General features: G+C 70.1%; 18 protein-coding genes. 9 read left to right on the top strand and 9 right to left on the bottom strand.

The genetic code is table 11. The annotated features are described in order from the left end of the window. Positions 1–52: 52 nt before the first annotated feature. Entirely contained in the window at positions 53–1,009 is a 957-nt protein-coding gene (gene pheA, locus ATC03_RS01340; RefSeq protein ID WP_067872191.1) for a prephenate dehydratase, read from the bottom strand. A gap of 100 nt (positions 1,010–1,109) precedes the next feature. Here pheA and ATC03_RS01335 point away from each other — a divergent pair, with 100 nt between their 5' ends. Continuing rightward, entirely contained in the window at positions 1,110–2,438 is a 1,329-nt protein-coding gene (locus ATC03_RS01335; protein ID WP_067872188.1) for a DUF445 domain-containing protein, read from the top strand. 77 nt (positions 2,439–2,515) lie between these two features. Beyond that, positions 2,516–4,141 carry a phosphoglucomutase (alpha-D-glucose-1,6-bisphosphate-dependent) gene (pgm, locus tag ATC03_RS01330; protein WP_067872185.1) on the top strand — a complete coding sequence of 542 codons (1,626 nt, stop codon included), beginning with the start codon at positions 2,516–2,518 and terminating at the stop codon, positions 4,139–4,141. Positions 4,142–4,234: 93 nt separating this feature from the next. On the opposite strand, the gene ATC03_RS01325 is transcribed toward pgm, so the two are convergent. From ATC03_RS01325 to ATC03_RS01315, 3 genes are all read right to left on the bottom strand, one after another. Further along, on the bottom strand, positions 4,235–5,458 hold the full coding sequence (locus ATC03_RS01325) for an amidase domain-containing protein (RefSeq protein WP_152030820.1): 1,224 nt from the start codon (positions 5,456–5,458) through the stop codon (positions 4,235–4,237). Positions 5,459–5,690: 232 nt separating this feature from the next. Continuing rightward, positions 5,691–7,097, bottom strand: coding sequence for an MFS transporter (locus ATC03_RS01320; RefSeq protein ID WP_084003179.1), 1,407 nt, complete (start codon positions 7,095–7,097; stop codon positions 5,691–5,693). 54 nt (positions 7,098–7,151) lie between these two features. Next, complete coding sequence (locus tag ATC03_RS01315; protein WP_227820191.1) at positions 7,152–7,982, bottom strand: M15 family metallopeptidase; 831 nt, start codon at positions 7,980–7,982, stop codon at positions 7,152–7,154. 213 nt (positions 7,983–8,195) lie between these two features. Between ATC03_RS01315 and ATC03_RS01310 the strand changes: the two genes are divergently transcribed. From ATC03_RS01310 to ATC03_RS01290, 5 genes are all read left to right on the top strand, one after another. Continuing rightward, positions 8,196–9,476: an ABC transporter substrate-binding protein gene (locus ATC03_RS01310; protein WP_418118413.1), complete on the top strand. Its 1,281-nt coding sequence runs from the start codon at positions 8,196–8,198 to the stop codon at positions 9,474–9,476. Positions 9,477–9,571: 95 nt separating this feature from the next. Beyond that, complete coding sequence (locus ATC03_RS01305) at positions 9,572–10,723, top strand: carbohydrate ABC transporter permease (protein ID WP_084003177.1); 1,152 nt, start codon at positions 9,572–9,574, stop codon at positions 10,721–10,723. Continuing rightward, positions 10,720–11,646: a carbohydrate ABC transporter permease gene (locus ATC03_RS01300; RefSeq protein ID WP_084003175.1), complete on the top strand. Its 927-nt coding sequence runs from the start codon at positions 10,720–10,722 to the stop codon at positions 11,644–11,646. Before ATC03_RS01305 ends, ATC03_RS01300 begins: the two co-directional genes overlap by 4 nt. Continuing rightward, positions 11,643–13,127, top strand: coding sequence for a GH1 family beta-glucosidase (locus ATC03_RS01295; RefSeq protein ID WP_084003173.1), 1,485 nt, complete (start codon positions 11,643–11,645; stop codon positions 13,125–13,127). Before ATC03_RS01300 ends, ATC03_RS01295 begins: the two co-directional genes overlap by 4 nt. A 132-nt stretch (positions 13,128–13,259) precedes the next feature. After that, the gene (locus tag ATC03_RS01290) at positions 13,260–14,282 is read left to right on the top strand and encodes a LacI family DNA-binding transcriptional regulator (RefSeq protein WP_067872175.1); all 1,023 of its coding nucleotides are present in this window, start codon (positions 13,260–13,262) and stop codon (positions 14,280–14,282) included. Between the two features lie 27 nt (positions 14,283–14,309). Here ATC03_RS01290 and ATC03_RS01285 read toward each other — a convergent pair whose 3' ends face one another. The 4 genes from ATC03_RS01285 to ATC03_RS01270 all read right to left on the bottom strand — a co-directional run bounded on the left by ATC03_RS01285 (position 14,310) and on the right by ATC03_RS01270 (position 18,743). Further along, on the bottom strand, positions 14,310–16,202 hold the full coding sequence (locus ATC03_RS01285; protein ID WP_067872172.1) for an MDR family MFS transporter: 1,893 nt from the start codon (positions 16,200–16,202) through the stop codon (positions 14,310–14,312). 157 nt (positions 16,203–16,359) lie between these two features. Then, complete coding sequence (locus ATC03_RS01280) at positions 16,360–17,229, bottom strand: DNA-methyltransferase (protein ID WP_227820190.1); 870 nt, start codon at positions 17,227–17,229, stop codon at positions 16,360–16,362. 71 nt (positions 17,230–17,300) lie between these two features. Then, positions 17,301–17,621, bottom strand: coding sequence for a hypothetical protein (locus tag ATC03_RS01275; RefSeq protein WP_067872166.1), 321 nt, complete (start codon positions 17,619–17,621; stop codon positions 17,301–17,303). 72 nt (positions 17,622–17,693) lie between these two features. Then, positions 17,694–18,743 carry a lipoate--protein ligase family protein gene (locus tag ATC03_RS01270; RefSeq protein WP_067872163.1) on the bottom strand — a complete coding sequence of 350 codons (1,050 nt, stop codon included), beginning with the start codon at positions 18,741–18,743 and terminating at the stop codon, positions 17,694–17,696. 157 nt (positions 18,744–18,900) lie between these two features. On the opposite strand from ATC03_RS01270, the gene ATC03_RS01265 reads away from it, so the two are divergent. Then, positions 18,901–19,545 (top strand): histidine phosphatase family protein, encoded by a 645-nt coding sequence (locus ATC03_RS01265; RefSeq protein ID WP_067872159.1) that lies wholly within the window; start codon positions 18,901–18,903, stop codon positions 19,543–19,545. Between the two features lie 4 nt (positions 19,546–19,549). Here ATC03_RS01265 and ATC03_RS01260 read toward each other — a convergent pair whose 3' ends face one another. Beyond that, a complete protein-coding gene (locus ATC03_RS01260) occupies positions 19,550–20,398 on the bottom strand; it encodes an alpha/beta fold hydrolase (protein ID WP_067872156.1) in 849 nt (282 codons plus the stop codon). Positions 20,399–20,528: 130 nt separating this feature from the next. Here ATC03_RS01260 and ATC03_RS01255 point away from each other — a divergent pair, with 130 nt between their 5' ends. After that, entirely contained in the window at positions 20,529–24,629 is a 4,101-nt protein-coding gene (locus ATC03_RS01255; protein WP_067872153.1) for an NPCBM/NEW2 domain-containing protein, read from the top strand. Positions 24,630–24,643 lie beyond the last annotated feature (14 nt).

Below are 24,643 nucleotides of genomic sequence, written 5' to 3'. Positions count from 1 at the left end.
CGGTCTCAGTGCCGCCCGTGCCGGTCGATCGTCGCGTCGCCCGGGCTCTGCATCAGTCGGGTTCGCCGCTCAGCAAGCCGCGCAGCCAGTCGCGCGCCTCGATGAAGATCTCGTCATCGTACTTCGCGTGGTATTCGATCTCGCGCTGGTCGGCCCGGGGGTACGAGCCGAGGAAGATCACGTTCGGGCTCGTGCGACGAAGGCCGAGCAGGGCGTCGGCGACGCGCTCGTCGGCGACGTGGCCGTCGAGGTCGACGACGAATCGGTAGCGGCCGAGGGCGTCGCCGATGGGCCGGGACTCGAGCAGCGAGAGGTTCACGCCTCGCGTCGAGAACTGCTCGAGCATCGCGAGCAGGGCGCCGGGCTCGTCGCTCGGCAGCTCGACGATGAGGCTCGTCTTGTCGGCGCCCGTGGGCTCGGGCAGCGAACGTGAGCGCGACACGAGCACGAACCTGGTCACCGCGTTGGGGTTGTCGCCGATGTCGCGCGCCAGGACGGTCACGTCGTGGTGGTCGGTGATGCCGGGCGGCGCGACCGCGGCGTCGGCCGTGCTGTCGGCCTCGAAGAGCGAGGCCGCGGACTGCACGTTGCTCGACGCGGGGATGTGCCCGTGCTCGGGCAGGTTGCGCTCGAGCCAGCCGCGCGACTGGGCGTAGGCGACCGGGTGCGCGTTGACGGTGCGCACATCGTCAAGCGTCGTGCCGTGGCGGGCGACGAGCACGAAGTTCACGGGCACCAGGTACTCGCCGACGATGCGGAGGCCGGGTACGGTCGCGAGCGCGTCCTGCGTGGCCGAGACGCCGCCCTCGATCGAGTTCTCGATCGCGATGACCGCGGCGATCGAGCGGCCGCTCGTGACATCCGCCAGCGCCTCGCCCACGTTGTTGACCGAGCGCCACGTCTTGCCGGCCGCCTCGGGCACCTGCTTGAGGGCGGCCTCGGTGAAGGTGCCGGCCGGCCCCAGGTAGGAGTAGGTGCCCTCCGGGCGTTGGGGTGCGGCATCCGTCATGCTGCCAGCCTAACCAGCGGGCGCGCGCCGAGGGACAGGGCGCAGGCGGAGGGTCTAGCGTCGAGATCGTCCGCAACGCGCGAACCGTGAGGAGGACGCGATGACCACGACCTTGGAGACCCCCGACCCGGTCGACCGCACCCCGCGCGCGGCCCGCACCGCACGCGAGCCCCGCACCGTGCCGAGCGACGCCGAGCGTGAGGCCGCGCTCCGCAGCATGAAGCGGCTCGCCACCGGGCTGCTGATCCTCTCGGCGGTCGTGTTCGCCGTGGCGTTCGCCCTGCAGGACCAGGTCCCGTGGCTCGCGTACGTTCGCGCCGCAGCCGAGGGCGCGATGGTGGGCGCGATCGCCGACTGGTTCGCGGTGACGGCCCTGTTCCGGCATCCGCTCGGCCTGCCGATCCCCCACACCGCGATCATCCCGACGCGCAAGAACGAGATCGGCGCGACGCTCGGCGCCTTCGTCGAGCACGAGTTCCTCTCCGACGACGTCGTGCTCGGCAAGCTGCGCTCCATCGGCATCTCGCGGCGGCTCGGCGGCTGGCTGGCCGAACCGGCCAACGCCGAACGCCTGACGTCCGAGGCCTCCGTCGCCGCGCGCGGCGTGCTCGAGCTGCTGGGCGACGACGACGTCGAGGACGTCATCGAGCGCCTCGCGCGCAAGCACCTCTTCGAGCCCGAATGGGCGCCCTCGGTGGGCCGCGTCGGCGCCAGGCTCGTGGCCGCCGACCAGCAACGGGCCGCCGTCGACGCCCTGCTCGACAAGGCCGACGACTGGCTCGTCGCGCACCCCGAGGCGTTCGGCAGCATGGTCTCCGACCGCCTCCCCCGATGGATGCCGGGGTTCGTCGACCGGCTCGTCGACGATCGGGCCGCCCGCGAGGTGCGCGGATTCGTGAACGCCGTGCGCGACGACCCGCAGCATCCGCTCCGCGAGGCCATCGACCGTTACCTCGCCGACCTCGCCGACGCCCTGCAGCACGACCCCGCGACGATCTCGCGGGTCGAGGGCATCAAGAACGACCTGCTCGAGAGCCCGCGCGTGCGCGAGTTCGCCGGCGAGGCGTGGACCGCGGTGAAGGCGGCACTCGACGACTCGCTGGCCGACCCCGAGAGCGAGCTGCGGCAGAGCCTGCGCTCGGCGATCGTCGAGGTCGGCGGCCGTCTCGTCGCCGACGAGACGCTCGCCGCGAAGGTCGACACCTGGGTGACGGATGCCGCGGCCTACGTCGTGCGCACCTACCGGCACGAGATCGCCGGCGTCATCACCGAGACCGTGGAGCGCTGGGACCCGGCCGAGACCACGCGCAAGCTCGAGCTCCAGGTGGGGCGCGACCTGCAGTTCATCCGCATCAACGGCACGGTGGTCGGCGCCCTCGCCGGCCTCGCGATCTTCAGCGTCGCGACCGTCCTGCACGCGCTGCTCTGACCCGCCCTTCGACGCGCGCCCCGTATCAGGACATGATGCGGGGTGCGGCGGGAGCGCGGGCGCGCCAGACTGGGTGCATGCACGAACGCGCGGGAACCCCGGCCACCGAGTCCGATCTCATCGACGTCGAAGCGCTCGTCAGGGCGTACTACGAGCAGCAACCGGATGCCTCGGTGCCCGAGCAGCGGGTCGCGTTCGGCACCTCGGGCCACCGGGGTTCGAGCTTCACGACGAGCTTCAACGAGCACCACATCCTCGCGATCACGCAGGCGATCGTCGAGTACCGCACGGCGCAGGGCATCACCGGACCGCTGTTCATCGGCTCCGACACGCACGCGCTGAGCGCACCGGCGCAGACGACGGCGCTCGACGTGCTCGTCGGCAACCGCGTGCGCGTGCTCGTCGACCAGTACGACGACTACGTGCCGACGCCCGCCCTGTCGCACGCGATCCTCACGTGGAACAACGATCCGGCCAAGCGCGCCGAGGGCGAGGCCGACGGCATCGTCATCACGCCCTCGCACAACCCGCCGCAGGACGGCGGCTTCAAGTACAACCCGCCGCACGGCGGCCCCGCAGACTCCGACGCGACGTCGTGGATCGCGAACCGGGCCAACGAGCTCATCGCCGACGGGCTGCGCGAGGTGAAGCAGGCCGAGCCGAGCGCGGTCGAGACCTACGACTTCCGCACCGCCTACGTCGCCGACCTCGCGAACATCATCGACATCGAGGCCATCAAGCGCAGCGGCATCAAGATCGGCGCCGACCCGCTCGGCGGGGCTTCGGTCAACTACTGGGCCGCGATCCGCGACACGTACGGGCTCGACCTCACGGTCGTGAACGAGCGCGTCGACCCCGCCTGGTCGTTCATGACGCTCGACTGGGACGGCAAGATCCGCATGGACCCGTCGTCGCCGAGCGCCATGGCGTCGGTGCTCGAACACGGCAGCAGCTTCGACATCTTGACCGGCAACGACGCCGACGCCGACCGGCACGGCATCGTCACGCCCGACGGCGGCCTGATGAACCCCAACCACTACCTCGCGGTCGCGATCGAGTACCTGTTCGCGCACCGTCCGGAATGGCGAGCGGATGCCGCGATCGGCAAGACGCTCGTCTCGAGCTCGATGATCGACCGGGTCGCCGCCGCGCTCGGGCGCCGACTCTGGGAGGTGCCGGTCGGGTTCAAGTGGTTCGTGCCGGGCCTCGTCGACGGCTCGGTCGGGTTCGGCGGTGAGGAGAGCGCGGGCGCGTCGTTCCTGCGGTTCGACGGCACGGTCTGGACCACCGACAAGGACGGCATCCTGCTGTGCCTGCTCGCCTCCGAGATCCGAGCGGTCACCGGCACGTCGCCGTCGGCGCTCTACGCGGAGCTCGTCGAGCGCTTCGGCGACCCCGCCTACGAGCGCAAGGACGCCGCGGCCACCCCGGCGCAGAAGGCCGCCCTCGGCAAGCTCACCGGCGACGCGATCGCCGCGACCGAACTCGCGGGGCAGCCGATCACGGCGAAGCTCTCGCACGCGCCCGGCAACGGTGCGGCCATCGGCGGCGTCAAGGTCGAGACGGCCGACGCCTGGTTCGCGGCGCGCCCCAGCGGCACCGAAGACGTGTACAAGATCTACGCCGAGTCGTTCAAGGGCGCCGAGCACCTCGCGCAGGTGCAGGAGGAGGCCAAGCGCGTCGTCGACTCCGCGCTCGGCTGATCGGCCGACGAGACCCGCGCCGCGGTCGGAACGACCAACGCCCGGTCGAGCTGAGCTCGACCGGGCGTTTCGCGCCTGCGCGCGGCATCCGGATCAGTGGATCGAGAAGTACGTCACCGAACCGCCGCCCGAGGCGAGCGCCTCGTCGACGTCCCAGTAGTCGGCGTCCTTGGTGTGGCCGCCGGTCCAGATCTTCGTGCCGGCGTCGGTGTGCTCGACCCGCGTGACGACGGCGGTGTGATCGCGGTCGCCCGAGCTGTCCCAGTCGAACTGGGCGATGTCGCCGACCTTCACCAGACCCCGCTGCGAGTCGTCGAGGTAGGTCGCGCGAGCGGTCTGGGTGAGGAGGTAGTCGCGGAGGGCCGTCGAGCTCGCCCAGCTGGGCGACATGGCGCCGGTCGCGCCGTCGAAGTACCAGCCGCCGTCCATCGCGAAGCCGCGCGCCGCGAGCGACTGGCTGGCGAAGTTCGCGCAGTCCACGCCCGAGAGCACGGGGTACTGCGCGGTGTTGTAGGTGTTCCAGTGCGCGAGCACGTAGTTGAGCTGGGCGTCGATGCCCGGGTCGCTCGTGAACGTGAAGGTCAGGTCGATGGGCTGCTCGACGGCGGCCTCGGCCTGCAGCGCTGCGGGTTCGAGTGCCGTGATGAGCGACGCGGTCGACGAGATCGGGGCCTCGGTCCGCACGGCCTGCACCGGAGCACCCGCGGCATCGACCAGGGTGACCGGCATGGCGGCGCCCTTGGCGGTCTCGGAGACGGCCGGAACCTGGAACGTGAGCGAGGAGTCCTCGGCGGCGACGATCGTCGCGGGCGTGCCGCCCACCGCGACCGATGCGACCTCGTCGAGCGAACGGCCCGTCAGCGTGACCTGGGCACCGCCGGTGAACGGGGCGCTCGCGGTCGAGAGGCCGCTCGTGATCTTCGGCGCGAGATCGACCGCGGCGGCCGGCGCGACGGAGTCGAGTGCGGCGGCATCGACGGTGTCGACGGCGACGTGCTTCATGGACTCCGACGCGGTCGACGACTCGGCCTCTGCGGGCAGGATCGCGCCGAAGGCGCTGAGCCCCATGAACGCGGCGGCCGAACCGAGCGCGGCGGTGCGCTTGATCATGGCCCCCTTCGACGCGGGCGACGTGCGTCCGCGTCGGTTGCGGATGCGGTCTGCGCGGTGGCGCGGCAGGCGGGACGGCGATGCCGCCGTGGCCTCTTCGTCGGTCTCGACCTGGCCGGCGGGCACCTGCACGTCGGTGGGCTCGCCGGTGGACTCCGGCGACTCCGGCGCGGACGCGGCGGGCGACTCGGGGACGACGTCGGTCACGGGCAGCGGGTACGACGAAGTGTCGTCCTGCGGCTCGGTCGTGGCGGAGGGTGCTCGGAACGTGGCGCGGCGAAGGATGGGGAGATCGGAGGATTTCAGCAAACCGTGGAGTTTCGGGTCGTCGTGCGGGGGGACTTCCAGCCCAACACGTCGTCGTTCGGGGGAGCACCCAGCCCAACACGCGAATTTGTGAGGATCCCTCTCGAACGCTGGGAGACCTATGAGAACGCATTCAAACGGGTGCAGCGCGACGCGACGTCGCCATCCGCAGCCCGACCACCGCGAGCGGCACCAGCACGAGCAACGCGACCATGTTGACGCCGGCGAATCCGAACGCGCCGAGCACCAACCCCGAAAGTGCTGCGGATGCCGCGGCCGCGACGTTCATCGCGGCATCCGTCGCCCCCTGAAGGGGAACGCGCGATCGAGCTTCGACCGACGTCGTGAGCAGCGTCGAACCGCCGATCATGCCGGCCGACCATCCGAGACCGAGCAGCCCGAGCGCGAGCGGCACGAACAGCACGTCATCACCGGGCGCGAGGATGCCGATGACCACCGCCACCACCAGGATCGCCGCCCCGAGCAGCACGACCCGCACCGAGCCGATCCGGTCGACGAGCCACCCCATGAGCGGGCTCGCGCCGTACATGCCGAGGATGTGGATGCTGAGCACGAGGCCGACGAGGTTCAACGACAGGCCGTGCTGGGTCATGTGGATCGGCGTCATGACCATGACGCCGACCATCACGGTGTGCGAGCAGACGATCGCGAGGATCGCGAAGAGCGAGCGGGGTCGGCGCGAGGCCTCGCGCAGCGCCGCGAAGGATCCGACGGGCTTCGGGCCGACCGTGGACTCGGGCTCAGCCTCGGGCACGGGCGCCGGGGTGCGCGCAGGCTCGGACTCCGGCGCCGGCCCGGGTTCGGACTCGGGCACGGCGGCCCCCTCGAGGGCCGCCACGGGGTCGGCGAGCGGCCCGCCCGCGGCATCCGGAATCGCGTCGGTCTCGAGCACGCCGGCACGCGGCATGCGCAGCAGCGTGGCGACGAGCAGCGTCGACGTGGCGAACGCCACCGCCGAGAACACGAACGGTCCGACGAGGGGCGGGAGCCCGAGACCCGCGCCCACGCGGTCGCCCGTCTCGGAGAGCAGCGGGCCGGCGACCGAGCCGATGGTCGTCGCCCAGAGCACGAGCGACATGGACCGCGCCTCGAAGCCGGGCGCCGCGACCTCGGTCGCCGCGAACCGCGCCTGCAGGCCGGCCGCAGCCCCGGCGCCGAACGCCGCCAGCCCGAGGAACACGAGCGGAGCCCAGCCACTGGACGCCGCCACGATGACGAGCACGGCGCCGAGCGCCGCGAGCCCGTAGCCGACCGCGAGCGCCACGTGCCGCCCGGAACGCACGGCGAGGCGGGCGAGCGGGATCGCGACGATCGCCGCACCGAGCACGCTCGCCGACTGCGCGAGACCGCCCATCGCCACGACCCCGGTGAGGTCTGCGACGAGGATCGCCGCGAGCGCCATGCCGGTCGCGACGCCGATGCCCGCGAGCAGCTGGTTGGCGATGAGCACCGAGAGGGCGAGCCCCCGACTACGGTGACGCGTGCGGTCGGCGATCGCGCGCGGCATCCGCTCGCTCATCGCGCGCTCGGCCTGCTCGGCACGCTCGGCACGCTCGGTGCACTCACGTCGGCATCACATGCCCAGTGGCACCGGCGGGAGCCCGAAGAACTCCTCGAGGGTCGTGAAGCCCGTGTCGTGCATCTCGGTCGCGAGCTCGACGCCGATGTAGCGGTAGTGCCAGGCCTCGTGCGGATACCCGGTGACGTCGACCTTGTCGGCCGGATAGCGCAGCAGGAACCCGAACCGGTAGGCGTTGGCCCGCAGCCACTCCCCCTCCGGGCTGTCTTCGAGGCACTCGAACGTGCAGCCGTTCTCGGCACCGATGTCGATCGCGAGGCCGGTCTGGTGCTCGCTCGCCCCGGGGGGTGCGGTCGTCGGGTCGTCGCCGTCGCCGTAGAGGTCGACCTGCGTCGAGTAGCTGCGGAACGCGCTGTTCGACGCGAGGGACAGGTCGGCTTCGTCGGCCGCGGCCTGGAACATCGTGACGGCCGCGTCGGACGCCTCCTGACGCATGAGCGGCGACCACGTGTGGGCGACCGGCACCTCGACGAGGTCGTCGGGTTCGTAGTCCTGCGGGTTGAGCGGGCGGAGCTTGTTGACCACGACCCAGATGCTGGCGGGGTCGTCGATCGACCTGGCGGCCTTGTCGAAGGTGTCGACCGCAGCGGGTGCGACGGCCTCGGCCGGGGCCGGGCGGGCGGTCGTGGTCGCGTCGTCGGTCGTGCCGGTCGCGCTGCCGCCCGACGTCGGATGGGAGCCGGATGTCGCGCCCGACGCGGAGCCGGCCACGGCCCCCACGACGATCACGGCGATCGCGACGAGCACGAGACTGAGCACTCCGGCGACCGTCAGACGACGCCGCTGGACCTCGTCGGAGGGGTACTCGGGCTCGTCTGCTGACACCGTACGAGTCTACGACGAGCCGCTTCGAACCCCCCGATCAGGCGACGCACAGGTCACGCTTCGGTAACGAAGGCCTCCGATGAGAGCGCTCTCTTGACATTCGTGAGAGCGCTCTCGTAGAGTCATGCCTGCATCGTGAGAGCGCTCTCACCCAGTGGGTCCGGGCGTCCTCACGTGACCATTCCGTAACCCCATCCACACGCACACAAAGGAGTGACCGTGAAGCTTTCACGACGCACCAAGGCGATCGCAGCCGTCGCAGGCGCCGCATCCATCGCCATCATCGCCGCCGGCTGCGCGCCGTCGTCCGACGACTCGGGCAGCGACGGCGGCAAGGTCGAACTGACGGTCGCGACGTTCAACGACTTCGGCTACACCGACGAACTCCTGCAGGAGTACATGGACGCCAACCCGAACGTGAAGGTCGTGCAGAACGTCGCCGCGACGTCGAACGACGCCCGCGCCAACTACTTCCAGAAGCTCGGCAAGAAGGGCCTCGCCGACGTCGAGGCCATCGAGGTCGACTGGCTGCCCGAGGTCATGCAGTACTCCGACCTGCTCGCGCCGGTCCCCGCCGACCTGAAGGACCGCTGGCTCGACTGGAAGACCGCCGCAGCCACCGACGCCGACGACAACCTCATCGGCTACGGCACGGACATCGGCCCCGAAGGCGTCTGCTACCGCTCCGACCTGTTCGCCGCGGCCGGCCTCCCGACCGACCGCGAAGAGGTCGCCAAGCTCCTCGACGGCGACTGGGCCAAGTACTTCGAGGTCGGCGCGCAGTACACCGCCGCGACCGGCACCGCCTTCTTCGACTCGGCCGGCGGCACCTACCAGGGCATGATCAACCAGGTCGAGGCCGCATACGAGGACCCCGACTCCGGTGACATCACCGCGACCACGAACCCCGAGGTCGAGGAGCTCTACAACCAGGTGCTCGACGCCAGCGCGACGCAGTCGGCCCACCTCGGCCAGTGGAGCGACGACTGGTTCGCCGGTCTCTCGAACGGCGCCTTCGCCACGATGCTCTGCCCCGGCTGGATGCTCGGCGTCATCTCGGGCAACGCCGAGGACGTCACCGGATGGGACATCGCCAACACCTTCCCGAACGGCGGCGGCAACTGGGGCGGCTCGTACCTGACCGTTCCCGCCAACGGCGCGAACGTCGAAGAGGCGCAGAAGCTCGCCGACTGGCTGACCGCTCCCGAGCAGCAGGTCAAGGCGTTCGAGAACGCCGGCACCTTCCCGAGCCAGAACGACGCGCTGACCTCCGACACGCTCCTCGGCTCGACCAACGAGTACTTCAACAACGCTCCGGTCGGCCAGATCCTCACGGACCGTGCCAACGCGATCACCGTCGCTCCCTTCAAGGGCCCGTTCTACTTCCAGGTGAACGACGCCATGCAGCAGGCCCTCACGCGCGTCGAGGACGGCACGCAGGACAAGAAGGCTTCGTGGGACCAGTGGGTCTCCGAGGTCGAGGCGATCGGCTGATCTGAGCCGACCTCTCACGTGGCGGGTCGGGTTCGTCCCGGCCCGCCACGCCCTCGCACCTCGCACGACCGGCACCAGACCACGAAGGAACGACCGTGACCTCGACAAAAACGGCTCCGCCGTCCGCCCCGAGCCCCCAGCAGGCACGGCCCGACCGCACCGAGCGCACCCCCCGCCGCATCGCCTTCGGGCAGAAGCTCAGCAAGTGGGACTTCAAGCTCTCCCCCTACCTCTACATCTCCCCCTTCTTCATCCTGTTCGTGATCACGGGGCTCTTCCCCATCGCGTACACCGCCGTGATCTCCTTCATGGACTGGGACCTGGTGCGCAACAGCGGCACCTTCATCGGCTTCGACCAGTACATCTACGTGCTCACGCAGCCGAAGTTCTGGATCGCCCTGCGCAACACGTTCAGCATCTTCCTGCTCTCGAGCGTCCCCCAGCTGATCCTCGCGATCTTCATCGCGACGATGCTCGACCAGAACATCCGCGCCAAGACCTTCTGGCGCATGGGCGTGCTGCTGCCCTACGTCATGGCCCCCGTCGCCGTGGCCCTCATCTTCAGCAACATGTTCGGCGACAAGTACGGCCTCATCAACACGCTGCTCGGCAACATCGGCCTTCCCCCGATCATGTGGCACAGCAACGCGTTCGCGAGCCACATCGCGATCGCCACGATGGTGAACTTCCGCTGGACCGGCTACAACACGCTCATCCTGCTCGCGGCCATGCAGGCCATCCCGCGCGACTACTACGAGGCCGCGGCCATCGACGGCGCGAACAAGTTCCGCCAGTTCACGGCGATCACCCTGCCGAGCCTGCGCCCGACCCTGATCTTCGTCATCATCACGTCGACCATCGGCGGCCTGCAGATCTTCGACGAGCCGCGCATGTACGACCAGTTCGGCACCGGCGGCGCCAACTCGCAGTGGCTCACCATCTCGCTCTACCTGTACGACATCGGATGGGGTCAGTGGAACTTCGGCCGAGCCGCAGCGCTGGCCTGGATCCTGTTCCTCATCATCCTCGCCATCGGCGTCATCAACATGCTCGTGACCAACCGCCTCGTGCGCGACGAGGGCTCCCGCGACGGACGCTCGAGGCGCGACCGCCGAGCGGCGGCCATCGCCGCCCGCAACGATCTCGAGCACCGCGTCGGCGGCACCGTGCGCGACGACTTCGGCTCGACCTCGACCGGGGCCGCGACATCCGACACCAACGACAAGACCACGGAGGTGGCACGATGACCGCCACGGAACCCCAGGCGACCACGAGCCTGAACACCGTCGCGGCGGTGACCGTGAACGCGAAGGACCCGAAGCGCCGTCTGCGCTCGCGGCCCGTGCGCGGCTCGCGCCCCGGATGGTTCGTCTACACGGCCCTGGCGGTCGTGCTCGGCTCGGCGATCTTCCCGTACTACTGGTCGCTCCTCATCGGCTCGGGCGACTCGGGCACCATCCGCGACCCGAACATGTCGTGGATCCCCGGCGGGAACTTCATCGAGAACGCGCTGACCGTGGTCAACGACCCCGCCGTCAACTTCTGGCGCGCCCTCTGGAACTCCATCTACAGCTCGGCGCTCATCGCGCTCTCGGTCGTCTTCTTCTCGACCCTCGCCGGCTGGGCGTTCGCCAAGCTCAAGTTCAAGGGCGGCAAGTGGCTGCTGATCTTCGTCGTCGCCACCATGGCCGTGCCGATGCAGCTGGGCGTCGTGCCGCTGTACATCCTGTTCGCCGACCTCGGCTGGACCGGCAACATCGGCGCGATCATCATCCCCGCGCTCGTGACCGCGTTCGGCGTGTTCTGGATGACCCAGTACATCCAGCAGTCGGTGCCCGACGAGCTGCTCGAAGCCGCTCGCGTCGACGGCGCCAACTCGTTCCGCACGTTCCTCACGGTCGGCCTTCCGGCCGCACGACCGGCCGCCGCCATGCTCGGCCTGTTCACCTTCGTGACCGCGTGGAACAACTTCTTCTGGCCGTTCATCGTGCTGGACCGCAGCGACCCCACGCTGCCCGTCGCGCTCTCGCTCCTGCAGTCGAACCACTTCGTCGACTACTCGATCGTGCTCGCCGGCGTGCTGCTGTCGACCATCCCCCTGCTCATCCTCTTCGTCTTCGCGGGCAAGCAGCTCGTCAGCGGCATCATGGCAGGAGCCGTGAAGGGATGACCATCGAACTCCGAGAGGACACCAGCGTGAACGACGCTGCCGCCGCATTCGCGGCGAACCGCCCCTTCCCCGCCGACTTCCTGTTCGGCGCGGCCACCGCCGCCTACCAGATCGAGGGCGCCGCGCACGAGGGCGGTCGCAAGGACTCCATCTGGGATGCGTTCAGCCGCGTTCCGGGCGCCGTCATCAACGCCGACAACGGCGACGTCGCCTGCGACCACTACCACCGGTACGCCGACGACGTCGCGCTCATGCAGCGCATCGGCCTGCAGACCTACCGGTTCTCGACGTCGTGGGCGCGCGTTCGCCCCGACGGCGGCCCGGTCAACCCCGAGGGCCTCGACTTCTACTCGCGCCTGGTCGACGAACTGCTCGGCGCCGGCATCAAGCCGTGGCTCACGCTCTACCACTGGGACCTCCCGCAGGCCCTCGAGGAGCAGGGCGGCTGGGCCAACCGCGACACCGCCGAACTCTTCCGCGACTACGCGCTCTCGGTGCACGACGCACTCGGCGACCGCGTCGACGTCTGGACCACGCTCAACGAGCCGTGGTGCTCGTCGTTCCTCAGTTACACGGGCGGCGCGCACGCGCCCGGACGCCAGTCCGTTCCCGACGGCATCGCGGCGGGACACCACCTCATGCTCGCCCACGGCCTCGCCGTGCAGGCGCTGCGCGAGCGCGACCCGAAGCTCGAGCTCGGCATCACGCTGAACCTCGCACCGATCCACGCGGTCGACCCGACCGACCCGGCCGACGTCGACGCCGCGCGCCGCATCGACGGGCAGTTCAACCGGTTCTTCCTCGACCCGATCTTCCGCGGCGAGTACTCGGCCGACCTCATCGAGGACCTCGGCCCGCTCGGACTCGACGCGGTCGTGAAGCCGGGCGACCTCGAGATCATCTCGACGCCCATCGACGCGCTCGGCGTGAACTACTACCACGGCGAGTACGTGAGCGGTCACGCACCGGCCGAGGTGCGCGAGGGCGCCGCACCGACCGATCGGGCCACCCGCTCGCCGTTCCCCGCGGCCGAGAACGTGCACTGGCACCCCCAGGACCTGCCGATCACGGCCATGGACTGGGAGGTCGAGCCCGACGGCCTGCGCGAGCTGCTGGTCCGGGTGCACGAGGAGTACGCGGATGCCGCGGGCGTGCGTCTCTACGTCACCGAGAACGGTGCCGCCTACGACGACGTCGTGGAGGCCGACGGCTCGGTGCACGACGCCGGTCGCGTCGAGTTCCTCGGCGGCCACCTCGGCGCGATCCTCGACGCGATCGACGAGGGCGTGCCCGTGCACGGCTACTTCTACTGGTCGCTCATGGACAACTACGAGTGGGCGTGGGGCTACGACAAGCGCTTCGGCCTCGTGCGCGTCGACTACGACACGCAGGAGCGCACGCTGAAGGACAGCGCGCTCTCGTACACCGACATCATCGCGAACCGGGCCCTCCCGGCGAGCGAGGTGGCGCAGGCGAGCTGACCGGCGAGCCGACGCCGCCGAACCGGCGACGCCGCAGCGCGGCATCCGTCGACGGCTCCGCACCCGACCGAGCGGGACCTCACCGCTCGACCGTCGATCGTGGAGCCGTCGGCGCACACATAGACTGACCGAATGCAGGGGGGTGACGACATCAAGACCCGACCCGCCGCGCCGACCCTCGAAGAGGTCGCACGCGAGGCGAACGTGTCCCGCGCGACCGTGAGCCGCGTCGTGAACGGTTCGCCCAAGGTCAGCCCCGACGTGCTGACCGCGGTGAACGCCGCGATCGAGAAGCTGAACTACGTGCCCAACCGTGCCGCGCGCTCGTTGGCCAGCCGCACGTCGGGCGCGATCGCGCTGATCGTGCCCGAAGACACGGCCTTCTTCTTCGGCGACCCCTACTTCGCCGCGATCGTGCAGGGCATCACGCGCCGGCTCGATGAGAGCGAGTACCTGCTCAACCTGCTCGTCGCGTCGACCGACCCCGGTCACAAGACCCTCAGGTACCTGCGCTCAGGTGTCGTCGACGGCGCCCTGGTCGTCTCGCACCACGAGGGCGACGACCTGCAGCTCGAAGCCGGCATGGTGCTCCCCCTCGTCTTCGGCGGCCGCCCGTCGCAACCCGGCGACCACTTCTTCGTCGACGTCGACAACGTCGAGGGCGGCGCCATCGGCACGCAGCACCTCATCGACGTCGGGCGTCGCCGCATCGGCACGGTGACCGGCCCGCTCGACATGCCCGCGAGCGTCGATCGGCTCGAGGGGTACCGTCGCGCGCTCGGCGCCGTCGGCCTGCCCGCCGATGCCGTCGAATCCGCCGACTTCACGGCTGCCGGCGCCGTCGCCGCCACACGACGTCTGCTCGACCGAGTGCCCGACCTCGACGGCATCTTCGTCGCGAGCGACATCATGGCGACCGGCGCGATCTCCGTGCTGCAGGAGCACGGTCGCTCGGTGCCGGGCGACATCGCGGTCGTCGGATTCGACGACAGCCCGGCCGCGATCTCCTCGGCCATCCCGCTGACCACGGTCAACCAGCCCTCCGAGCAGATGGGCTTCGAGATGGCCGACCTGCTGCTGCGCCACCTCGCCGGCGAAGACGTGCCGAGGCGCAACATCATGCCGACGCACCTCGTTCGCCGCGCCTCGGCCTGAGGCTCGACCGACCCGAGGCCGCGCCGCTCAGCGAGCCGGTCGGCCGTTCGCCTCGTCGTCGAGGTCGATCGCGTGCATCGACCCGGTCGTCGTCGGCTCGATCGGCGAGCCCGCGAGTCGCGCGGCTCGATGGGCGACCTCGTCGATCTCGGGCTCGTCGCCCGGCGCTCCGGCCATCGCATGGCGATCGGATGCGGCATCCGCCCGTCGATCGGCATCGTGCTCGGCATCGTTCAGGTCGCGCGCCTCATCGATGCCCTCGGCGACGAGGTGGGCCGCCGCGGCGACCTCGGCGGCGTTCGCATCGGCGTCCTCCTGCATGGCCGAGACCTGCCGGAGCGGCAGCGCGGGCACGAACCACGCGACGACGAACGCGAGCACCGAGATGATGAGGCCGAGCCAGTACACCGATACCGTCGCATCGTTGAAGCCCACGAGGAACGGCTCGGCCAGTCGCGGGTCGGCCCCGAGCAGGAACGAGCTGTCGGTGTCGAGCGCGGCGCCGATCTGCGCCGGGTCCTGCGTGCCGAGCAGGGCGAGGATCTCGGCGTTCGCGGGGTCCGCCTGCACCGCGGGGTCCTGCATCGCCTCGGTCATCGGCCCGATGAGCGCCGGGTCGCTGAACGCGGCGGTCAACGTCTCGGCGAGCCGTGAGAACAGCAGCGAGAAGAACACAGCCGTGCCGAGCGTGCCGCCGATCTGGCGGAAGAAGGTCGACGCGCTCGTCGCGACGCCCATGTCGCGCGCGGTCACCGCGTTCTGGCTCGCGATCGTGAGCGTCTGCATGAGCTGCCCGAGGCCGAGGCCGATGATGGCCATGCCGACCATGATCCACCAGATGTCCTGGTCGGCCGTCAGGTAGGTCAGCCAGTAGTAGCCGAGCGCGAGGAAGGCGGTGCCGAGGATCGGGAACATCCGGTACCGGCCCGTGCGCGCGATGATCTGGCCGCTCGCGATCGACGAGACCATGAGGCCGAGGATCAACGGCAGCATGAGCAGGCCGCTCTCGGCCGGCGTCGCGCCCTCGACGAGCTGCAGGTACAACGGGATCGTCATCATCGCGCCGAACATCGCGAAGCCGACGAGGAGTCCGAGCCCCGCGACCACCGAGAACGTCGGGATGCGGAACAGCTTCATCGGCAGCAGCGCGTCCTGGCCCATGCGGACCTCGACGAGGATGAACACGATGATGCCGATGACGCCGACCACGTAGCATCCGATCGCCCACGCGGAACCCCAACCCCATTCGCTGCCCTGCTCGGCGACGATGAGCAGCGGCACCAGGGCGACGACCACGAAGGTGGCACCCCACCAGTCGATGCGCACCTTGCGGTCGGAGTGGAAGCGCGGCACGTGCAGGAACCTGATGACCATGAACAGCGCGAGCACGCCGACCGGCAGGTTCACGAGGAAGACCCACCGCCAGCCGGCCACGCCGAGGATCTCCTCGGTGCCCGAGAGCAGCCCGCCGATGAGCGGGCCGATCACGCTCGAGACGCCGAACACGGCGAGGAAGTACCCCTGGTACTTCGCACGCTCGCGCGGGGCGAGGATGTCGCCCATGATCGCGAGCGGCAGCGCCATCAGGCCGCCCGCGCCGATGCCCTGGATGGCGCGGAAGACCGCGAGCTCGTACATCGACGTCGACATGCCCGAGAGCAGCGACCCCAGCAGGAAGATCGCGATCGCGATGATGAACAGCGGCCGCCGCCCGAACAGGTCGCTCAGCTTGCCGTAGATCGGCGTCGTGATGGTCGCCGTGATGAGGTACGCGGTCGTCACCCAGGCCTGCAGCTCGAGGCCGCCGAGGTCGTCGGCGATCGTGCGCATCGAGGTGCCGACGATCGTCTGGTCGAGCGCCGACAGGAACATGGCGGACATCAGCCCGAAGATCACCAGCAGGATCTGCCGGTGCGTCATGAGTGGTGCCGGTGCGTTCGCCGCGTTCGCCTCTGATGCCGTCACCTCGCCGACGCTACTCCCCCAGTGAGGGTTACGAGAAGGGCGGCACGCTGGCGCCTGACCGGCTCAGCCGGTTACGACCTGCGGATGTCGCACGCCGAAGCCCGCACTCGACTCAGCCGAACTCGACGCCGTCGATGTTCGCGAAGCGCGCGCGCATGACGGCGATCGCCTCGGGATTCTCATCGACGAGCACGAACCGGCGCCCGAGCGTCGCCGCCACCGCGCCCGTCGTGCCGGAGCCGGCGAAGAAGTCGAGCACCCAGTCGCCCTCGCGCGTCGACGCCTGCACGATGCGCCGAAGGATGCCCTCCGGCTTCTGCGTCGGGTACCCCGTCTTCTCGCGGCCCGTGGGCGACACGATCGTGTGCCACCAGACATCCGTCGGCAGCTTGCCGAGCTCGGCCTTCTCGGGCGTGACCAGGCCCGGAGCCATGTAAGGCTCGCGGTCGACCGCGGTCGAGTCGAACCAGTACGTCGACGGGTTCTTCACGTACACGAGGATCGTGTCGTGCTTCGTCGGCCACTTGCGCTTCGCCTTCGCGCCGTAGTCGTAGGCCCAGATCAGCTCGTTCAGGAAGCACTCCCGCCCGAACAGGGCATCGAGCAGCACCTTCGCGTAGTGCGCCTCGCGGTAGTCGAGGTGCAGGTACAGCGTGCCGTCGTCGGCGAGCAGGCGCCAGGCCTCGACGAGGCGCGGCTCGAGGAATCCCCAGTAGTCGTCGAAGCGGTCGTCGTAGCGCAGCAGGTCGCCGCGGATGCGCTCGTAGCGGCGGCCCGCGAACCCGGTGATGGTTCCGGATGGGGGCGGCCCCGCGTCATCCGTCGCCTCGACCCTGACGTGGCTGGTTGAGCGCCTCGCCTGCGCCCGACCCGTGTTGAAGGGCGGATCGAGGTAGATGAGCGTGAACCGACCATCGGGGAAGGTCGGCAACACGGCGAGGTTGTCCGCGTGGATGATGCGGTCGGGCTCGTCGTGGGTCACGCGCTCCAGTCTGGCAGTGCGGCGAGGCCCCGGTCGGCGCTCGAGAGCCGATCAGCGGCCTACGCCGCCGTTCAGCGCTCGACGTCGAGGCGGATGCGGCCCTTGAAGCGATCGGGGTCGCCGTCGTCGGCATCGGCCGCCGCGTACGAGATGCCCTTGTCGGGATCGCCCGCCAGTGGCGCGGGCGTGGGCAGCCGGGCCTGGCGCTCCTGCTCGATCTGCGCCTCGTACTTGCGGGGCGCGAAGACCTCGTCGCCGATCATCATGACGGCGCTGCCGCTCGGCTTGCCCTTGCGGGTCTTGTCGGAGAGGTCGATCCAGCCACGACGCACCGAGTACGTCAGCACGGCCGCGACGAGCAGTGCGCCGGCCAGCCAGATCCACCAATCCATCCGGCGAGTCTAACCTGCGCCCGGTGAGCCTTCCTCATCCGGGCCGCGGACGCCGCCGGCAGGCCGGCCGGGTCAGGGCACCCGGTACAGCCACTCCTCGGTCGCGAACTTCGACTCGGCGAGCGCCTCGGCCTCGGCGAGCTCGTCGGCGGCGACCGTGCCGCGCGTCGCGCCGTACAGCGACACGAACGTCTGGATGAGCGACTCGATGATCGCGGCGCGACTGAGCCCGGTCTGCGACCGCAGCGGGTCGACGCGCTTGGCCGCCGAGGCGATGCCCTTGTCGCTGATCTTCTCGCGGCCGATGCGCAGCACCTCGAGCATCTTCTCGTTGTCGAGGTCGTACGCCATGGTCACGTGGTGCAGCACGCCGCCCGATCCGAGTCGCTTCTGCGCGGCCCCGCCGATCTTGCCCAGCGGCGAGGCGATGTCGTTCAGCGGCTGGTAGGTGGCCTCGATGCCCAACCCGCGAAGCCCCTGCAGCACCCAGTCGTCGAGGAACGCGTAGGAGTCGGCGAAGCTCATGCCCTGCACGAGCTCGGCCGGAACGTAGAGCGAGTACGTGACGACGTTGCCGCGCTCCATCATCATCGCGCCGCCGCCCGAGATGCGACGCACGACGTCGAAGCCGTTGCGCTCGGCGCCCTCGGGGTCGACCTCGTTCTTCACCGACTGGAAGCTGCCGATCACGACGGCCGACTCGTCCCACTCCCAGAAGCGCAGGGTCGGCTTGCGACGTCCGTCGCCCACCCGGGCGGCCAGCACCTCGTCGAGGGCGAGGTGCACGCGCGGCGACACGGCCGGGTCGTGCACGACCTCCCACTCGTAGTTCGACCAGCTCGTGGCATCCGTCAGCGCACGTCGCACCGCGACCGCGATCGCCTCGGGCGAGAAGCCGAGCAGCACCGCATCGGGGCGCAGGCCCGCAGCGACGGCGGCCGCGATGGTCTTGGCATCGGATGCCGCGGCCAGGCCGTCGAGGGCCTGGTCGATGTCGGCGAGGGCCTCATCGGGCTCGAGGAAGAAGTCGCCGGCGACCCTCGGCGATCGGATGACGCCGTCGACCACGTCGAAGTCGACGACCACGAGCTTGCCGCCGGGAACCTTGTACTCACCGTGCATGAGGGACAGCCTACGACCGCCGGCCGTCCCGGACACCGGACAGGAGGAGATCGCACCCACGGGAGGAGGCATCCGCCTGTCCGAGCCTCCCGAGCGGCCGAACTCCTCCCACCGCGCGCGCCCGGGATCTACGATCGATGCAGAGGCAGGGGGCCGAATGACCACGTTCTTCTTGGCACGTCACGGCGAGACGGTCTGGCACGCCGACCACCGGTACGCCGGCAACTCGGATGTCGCGCTCACGCGCCACGGACTCGGGCAGGCGGCCGCGCTCGGCGCCTGGGCGGTCGACTCGAACCTCGACGCGATCGTCGCCTCGCCGCTGAGCCGCGCGCGGCGTTCGGCGGCCCCGGCGTCAGAGACGACCGGGCTGCCCGTGCGCAGCGAGCCGCGCCTGGTCGAGATCGACTTCGGCGAGGCCGAAGGGCTCACGCCCGACGAGCTCAAGTCCCAGTACCCCGACGAGTGGGCGGCCTTCTGCCGTTCGCCGGCGACCAACCCGTTCCCGGGCGGTGAGACGGGCCTCGCCGGCATCGCGCGCGCCGTGCCCGTGTTCGACGAGCTCGTCGAGGAGTTCCCCGACGGCCGCGTGCTGATCGTGGCGCACGCGACGCTCATCCGCCTGCTCTTCTGCGAGCTGGCCGGCATGGACCCCGACGGCTACCGCGACCTGCTCCCCGTGCTCGGCAACTGCCACGTCACGACGATCGTCTACCCCTGGGCCACCGAGTCGGATGCCTCGCACCACCCGCGCATCCGACTGCTCGGGTACGACGTGCCGCCCTGGCACGCCAAGATGTAGCCGGTCAGTCGGTCGCGAAGCGCTCGTCGAGCCAGGTGATGAGGTCGGCGCGCACCTCGGCGCGATTCGTCTCGTTGAAGACCTCGTGGCGGGCGTCGTCGTAGACCACGAGGGTCACGTCGACGAGGCCCGATCGGCGCGCGTAGGCGCGAGCGAGCTTCACGGCGCTCTGCTCGCCGCCGAGCGTGTCGTCGGAGCCGACCATGATGAGCAGCGGCAGCTCGGGCGGCAGGTGCTTCGCCGGCCGGCCGAGCAGACGCATCGCGTCGCGCGTGCCGAACAGCTTCCGCAGCGGGACCTCGGTCGTGTACGGGTCGGCCATGAACGCGGGCGCCACCTCGGGGTCGCGGCTCAGCCACTCGACGGGCGTCGGGCCGAGGTGCTTGTGCCGGGCGTTGAGGTCGCCGCCGTTCATGTCGAAGAGCGTGCGGTACGCCGTGCCCGTGAGCACGACCGCGTCGTACTCGAGCGGATGCCGGTTGAGGATGATCTGCGCCATCAGCGAGCCCCACGAGTGCCCGAGCAGCACGAGCGGCAACTCGTTGCCCTCGGTCTCGCGGATCACGCCGGTGAACTGGTGCACGGCGTCGATCGTGGCGCGCAGGCCGCCTGGCCCGAGCCGGCCCATGCGGTCGAGGTCGCCGCCGTGCTGCTCGAACCCGGTCTGCCCGTGGCCGCGGTGGTCGTCGGCCCAGACGGAGTAGCCCGCCTCGTTCAGGGCGGCGACGAGCTCGCCGTAGCGTCCGATGTGCTCGCCGACGCCGTGCGCGAGCTGCACCACCGCGGTCGGTTCGGGCACGCGCCACGCCTGGTAGTGGATGTGGACCCCGTACGGATCGGTGAACGTCGGCATGCGCACATCATGGCAGCGTTCGCGCCGATCGCGCCTGACCCCTTGACGGGGGGTGATCTCAAGTGATCTGATTTGAGCGTTTGGTCGACCTAAACGTCATAAACCATCACTCTTAGAATGCGAGCAACGGATGCAGCACTCTCGAACACGCGCCGCCGGCAAAGCCCGACGCACCACGGCGCTGGGCCTGGCGGCCCTCGTCGCGATGACCGGACTCGGGTCCATCGCCCTCGCCGCAGGACCTGCGGCACCCGCGGCCGCGGCCGCGGCGAGCGGAACGACACCTATCACCCCCGACAAGGTCAACCCCGAGGTGCCCGTCGACGACACCGGCACGACGCTCGGCGCCATCACCGGCGTCGAACGCGACGGGTCGACCGTGACGCTCCAGGCCGAGCGCGGCGCGTACCGCGTCACGTTCCTCGACGCGCACACGCTCCGCATCGAGGCGACGCCGACGGGCGAGTTCACCGACCCGGCGAACACCCCCGAAGGCGACCCGGCACGCACCGCGAACATCGTGGTCGGCACCGACGACTTCGACGGGACATCCGTCGATGTCGGCGACCGCCCTGGCGAGCCGATCACGATCTCGACGTCGAAGGCGACGCTCGAGGTGGATCGCGCGAGCGGCGCCACGACGCTGAAACGTGACGGCGACGTGGTCTGGTCGGAATCGTCGCCGGTCAGCTTCGGCGCCGGCTCGGCCACGCAGCACCTGGCGCCCGTCGACGGCGAGCAGTTCATCGGCGGCGGCATGCAGAACGGCCGCTCGGTGCACACCGGCGCCACCATCAACATCGCGCGCAACTTCGACTGGGACGACGACGGCTACCCGAACGCGGTGCCGTACTACATGTCGTCCGAGGGCTACGGCGTGCTCCGCAACACCTTCGCCCGCGGCAGTTACGACTTCAAGGCCGGCACGACCACCCACGAGGAGAAGCGGTTCGACGCCTACTACTTCGTCGGTGACTACAAGCAGTCGCTCGAGTCGTACACGCAGCTCACCGGCCGCCCGATGATGCCGCCGATCTACGCGCTCGAGTACGGCGACGCCGACTGCTACAACCGCGGAAGCTCGACGTACACGGCCTACCGCGACCCCGCCAAGCTGCGCACCCCGCAGGCGCTCGACTTCGCGAAGGAGTTCGTGGAGCACGACATGCCCGCCGGATGGATGCTCGTGAACGACGGCTACGGCTGCGAGTACGAGGCACTGCCCGAGACCGTCGACGCCATCGAGGCCGAGACCGGCCTGAAGGTCGGCCTCTGGACGCAGCGCTCGCTCACCAACCAGGAGTACGAGGTCGGCGAGGCCGGCGTGCGCCTCCGCAAGCTCGACGTCGCCTGGGTCGGCCAGGGCTACCGCCAGGCGCTCACCGGCTGCGAGGCCGCACACGGCGGCATCGAGCAGCACTCCGACGCCCGCGGCACCTCGCTCATGGTCGAGGGCTGGGCCGGATCGCAGCGCTGCGGCATGCAGTGGACCGGCGACCACAGCGGCGACCTCGACGCCGTCCGCTGGCAGGTCTCGGCGCTCACGGGCGCCGGCAACTCCGGACTCGCCTTCTCCACGGGTGACGTCGACGGCATCTTCGGCGGCTCCGCCGAGAGCTACGTGCGCGACCTGCAATGGAAGGCGTTCGCTCCCGCGCTCTACTCGATGAGCGGGTGGGCGCAGACCGACAAGCGGCCCTGGCTCTACGGCGAGGAGGCGACGGAGATCAACCGCGACTACCTGCAGCTCCGGCAGCGCCTGATGCCGTACATCTACACGCTCGCCGAGGAGTCGCACCGCACCGGCATGCCGATGATGCGCTCGATCGCACTCGAGTACCCGAGCGACCCCGGTGCGTACAGCGTCGAGTCCAACAACGAGTTCCTGCTCGGCGAGGACTACCTCGTGGCGCCGGTCTTCACGGACTCCGACGTGCGCAACGGCATCTACCTCCCGGCCGGCGACCAGTGGGTCGACTACTGGACGGGCAAGGTCCACCAAGGCGGAAGGGTCGTGAACGGCCACCCGGCCCCGCTCGATCGCCTGCCGATCTTCGTTCGCGCGGGTGCGGTCGTGCCGCAGGGCATCACCGCCCGCAACGCCTCGCTCGTGCCCGAGGATTCGCCCGTCACGCTGACCACGTACCCGCAGGGCGACGCCTCGTTCACCCTCTACGAGGACGACAAGACCACCAGGGCTCACGCCGACGGCGAGGCCAGCCGGCAGGTCTTCGAGGTCAGCGCACCGGGTGCCGCCGAGGAGGGCGACGTCACGATCGACATCGGAACCCGGGACGGCGAGTACGACGGCAAGGCCGGCGATCGCGCCTACCGCCTCGACGTGCACACCGGCTCCGAGCCGAGCGCCGTCGAGCTGGACGGCGATGCACTCGAGCGGGTCGCCGACGTCGATGCGCTCGAGGGCCGCACCGGATGGGCCTACGACGGCGACCGCACCGGCGGCGTCGTGGTGATCTCGACGGGCGAGCTCGCATCGGATGCCTCGGCGCAGGTCGTGCTCACCGGCACGAGCGCCGTCGGCGGTCGCGACCAGGACGCCTCCGCGGCATCCGTCGACGTCGCACTCGACGCCCAGGTCTTCCAGGGCGAGCAGACGACGGCCACGGCCACCTTCACGAACACCGGTTCGGCCGCCAAGGACGACGTCGTGCTCACCCCGGTGCTGCCCGAGGGCTGGACCGTCGTGTCGGCGACCGGTGACCGCGCCGAGCGGGTGGAGCCGGGTGCCTCGATCACGGCCGAGTTCGTGCTCGACGTGACCCCGGAGTCCGGGGCCGACCTGCAGACGGTCGCGGTGACCGCCGCGTACACGTCGGCGTCGAACCAGCAGGTCGAGGTGTCGGGTGCGAACCAGCTGTACGTCGCCTACGGCTCGCTGCAGGGCGCGTTCAACGCGGTGTCGATCACGGACCTCGAGACCGCGACCGCCGGCAACTTCGACGGCGGCGGCGCCTCCTTCTCGAAGGCGGCGCTCGAGCAGGCCGGCGTCACGCCGGGCGGCACGGTGACGGTCGGTACGGGCGACACGGCGATCGAGTACACCTGGCCGACCCCGGTCGGCGAGCCGAACTCGGTCACCCCTGCGGGCCAGCTGATCCGCGTCAACGGGCAGGGCACGCACCTCGCCGTCCTCGCCTCGGCGGCGACGGGCGCGGGCGTGTCGCCGGAACTCACCCTCACGTACACCGACGGCACGGTCTCGAAGCAGCCGGTGTACTTCCCGAACTGGCTGCTGCAGGCATCCGGCCTGCAGGGCTCGACCGTGGCCATCACGTCGATGGGGCGCAACAGCGCCTCGAACCCCGACGGGTACGAGTACCCGACCGGCAAGTACCAGGTGTACTCGAACCTCGTGCGCCTGAACCCCGGCAAGGAACTCGCCTCGGTGCAGCTGCCGAACGAGAGCCGCGTCAAGTTCTTCGACTGGCAGGTCGTGGACCAGCCGATGCCGGAGGCGCCGACCGGTGAGGCCTTCGCCTCCGATCTCGACTGGATCAGCGCGACGAACGGCTGGGGCGTCATCGGAAGGGACGTCGCGAACAAGGACTCGGCGAGCTCGCCCGACCTCCCCCTCAAGGTCAACCACACCGACCCGGCCACCGGCCAGTCGCCGGTGTACGAGAAGGGGCTCGGCGTGCACGCCCAGTCGAAGATCACCTACTACGTGGGCGACCAGTGCTCGGCGTTCACCGCGCAGGTGGGCCTCGAGTCGGGCTTCGGCGGAAACGTCATCTTCAAGGTCGACGTCGACGGCGCGAACCGCTACCAGTCCCGCACCTTCACCCCGGGCTTCGCACCGGAGTCCGTGACCGTGGATCTCGCCGGGGCGCAGTACGTCGACCTGATCGTCGAGGCGCCGGGCAGCATCAACGGCGCCCATGGCATCTGGGGCGACGCGAAGTTCAGCTGCGATGAGGCCGGACCCGCTGGCCCGGAGATGACGGCGACCGTCGGCACCAAGTGCATCGCGTCGAAGGCCTACGTGACCGTGAAGGCGACGAACGAGGAGAGCACGCCGGTCTCGGTGAAGCTGCAGTCCCCGTACGGCGAGAAGTCATTCGCGTCGGTCGCCGCGGGCAAGAACGCCACGCACTCGTTCACGACGCGCGAGGCGTCGGTGCCGGCGGGCACCGTCACCGTCGAGGCGACCCGTGCCTCCGACGGCGGCGTCAGCACGCAGACCGTCGCGTACGACGCCCGTTCCTGCTGATCGATCCCATCCAT

This window comes from Agromyces aureus, assembly GCF_001660485.1.
GTDB classification, from domain to species: domain Bacteria; phylum Actinomycetota; class Actinomycetes; order Actinomycetales; family Microbacteriaceae; genus Agromyces; species Agromyces aureus.
Note: the sequence above shows the minus strand (reverse complement) of the source record. Positions and strands in the feature narration are given on the sequence as shown.

Excerpts from the sequence above, each read along its gene's own strand:
- ATC03_RS01335 (WP_067872188.1), top strand. The coding sequence starts at position 1,110 with ATGACCACGACCTTGGAGACCCCCGACCCGGTCGACCGCACCCCGCGC.
- ATC03_RS01265 (WP_067872159.1), top strand. The coding sequence starts at position 18,901 with ATGACCACGTTCTTCTTGGCACGTCACGGCGAGACGGTCTGGCACGCC.
- ATC03_RS01320 (WP_084003179.1), bottom strand. The coding sequence starts at position 7,097 with ATGAGCGAGCGGATGCCGCGCGCGATCGCCGACCGCACGCGTCACCGT.
- ATC03_RS01275 (WP_067872166.1), bottom strand. The coding sequence starts at position 17,621 with ATGGATTGGTGGATCTGGCTGGCCGGCGCACTGCTCGTCGCGGCCGTG.
- ATC03_RS01295 (WP_084003173.1), top strand. The coding sequence starts at position 11,643 with ATGACCATCGAACTCCGAGAGGACACCAGCGTGAACGACGCTGCCGCC.
- ATC03_RS01285 (WP_067872172.1), bottom strand. The coding sequence starts at position 16,202 with ATGACGCACCGGCAGATCCTGCTGGTGATCTTCGGGCTGATGTCCGCC.
- pgm (WP_067872185.1), top strand. The coding sequence starts at position 2,516 with ATGCACGAACGCGCGGGAACCCCGGCCACCGAGTCCGATCTCATCGAC.
- ATC03_RS01260 (WP_067872156.1), bottom strand. The coding sequence starts at position 20,398 with ATGCCGACGTTCACCGATCCGTACGGGGTCCACATCCACTACCAGGCG.
- pheA (WP_067872191.1), bottom strand. The coding sequence starts at position 1,009 with ATGACGGATGCCGCACCCCAACGCCCGGAGGGCACCTACTCCTACCTG.
- ATC03_RS01290 (WP_067872175.1), top strand. The coding sequence starts at position 13,260 with ATGCAGGGGGGTGACGACATCAAGACCCGACCCGCCGCGCCGACCCTC.
- ATC03_RS01270 (WP_067872163.1), bottom strand. The coding sequence starts at position 18,743 with ATGCACGGTGAGTACAAGGTTCCCGGCGGCAAGCTCGTGGTCGTCGAC.
- ATC03_RS01300 (WP_084003175.1), top strand. The coding sequence starts at position 10,720 with ATGACCGCCACGGAACCCCAGGCGACCACGAGCCTGAACACCGTCGCG.
- ATC03_RS01255 (WP_067872153.1), top strand. The coding sequence starts at position 20,529 with ATGCAGCACTCTCGAACACGCGCCGCCGGCAAAGCCCGACGCACCACG.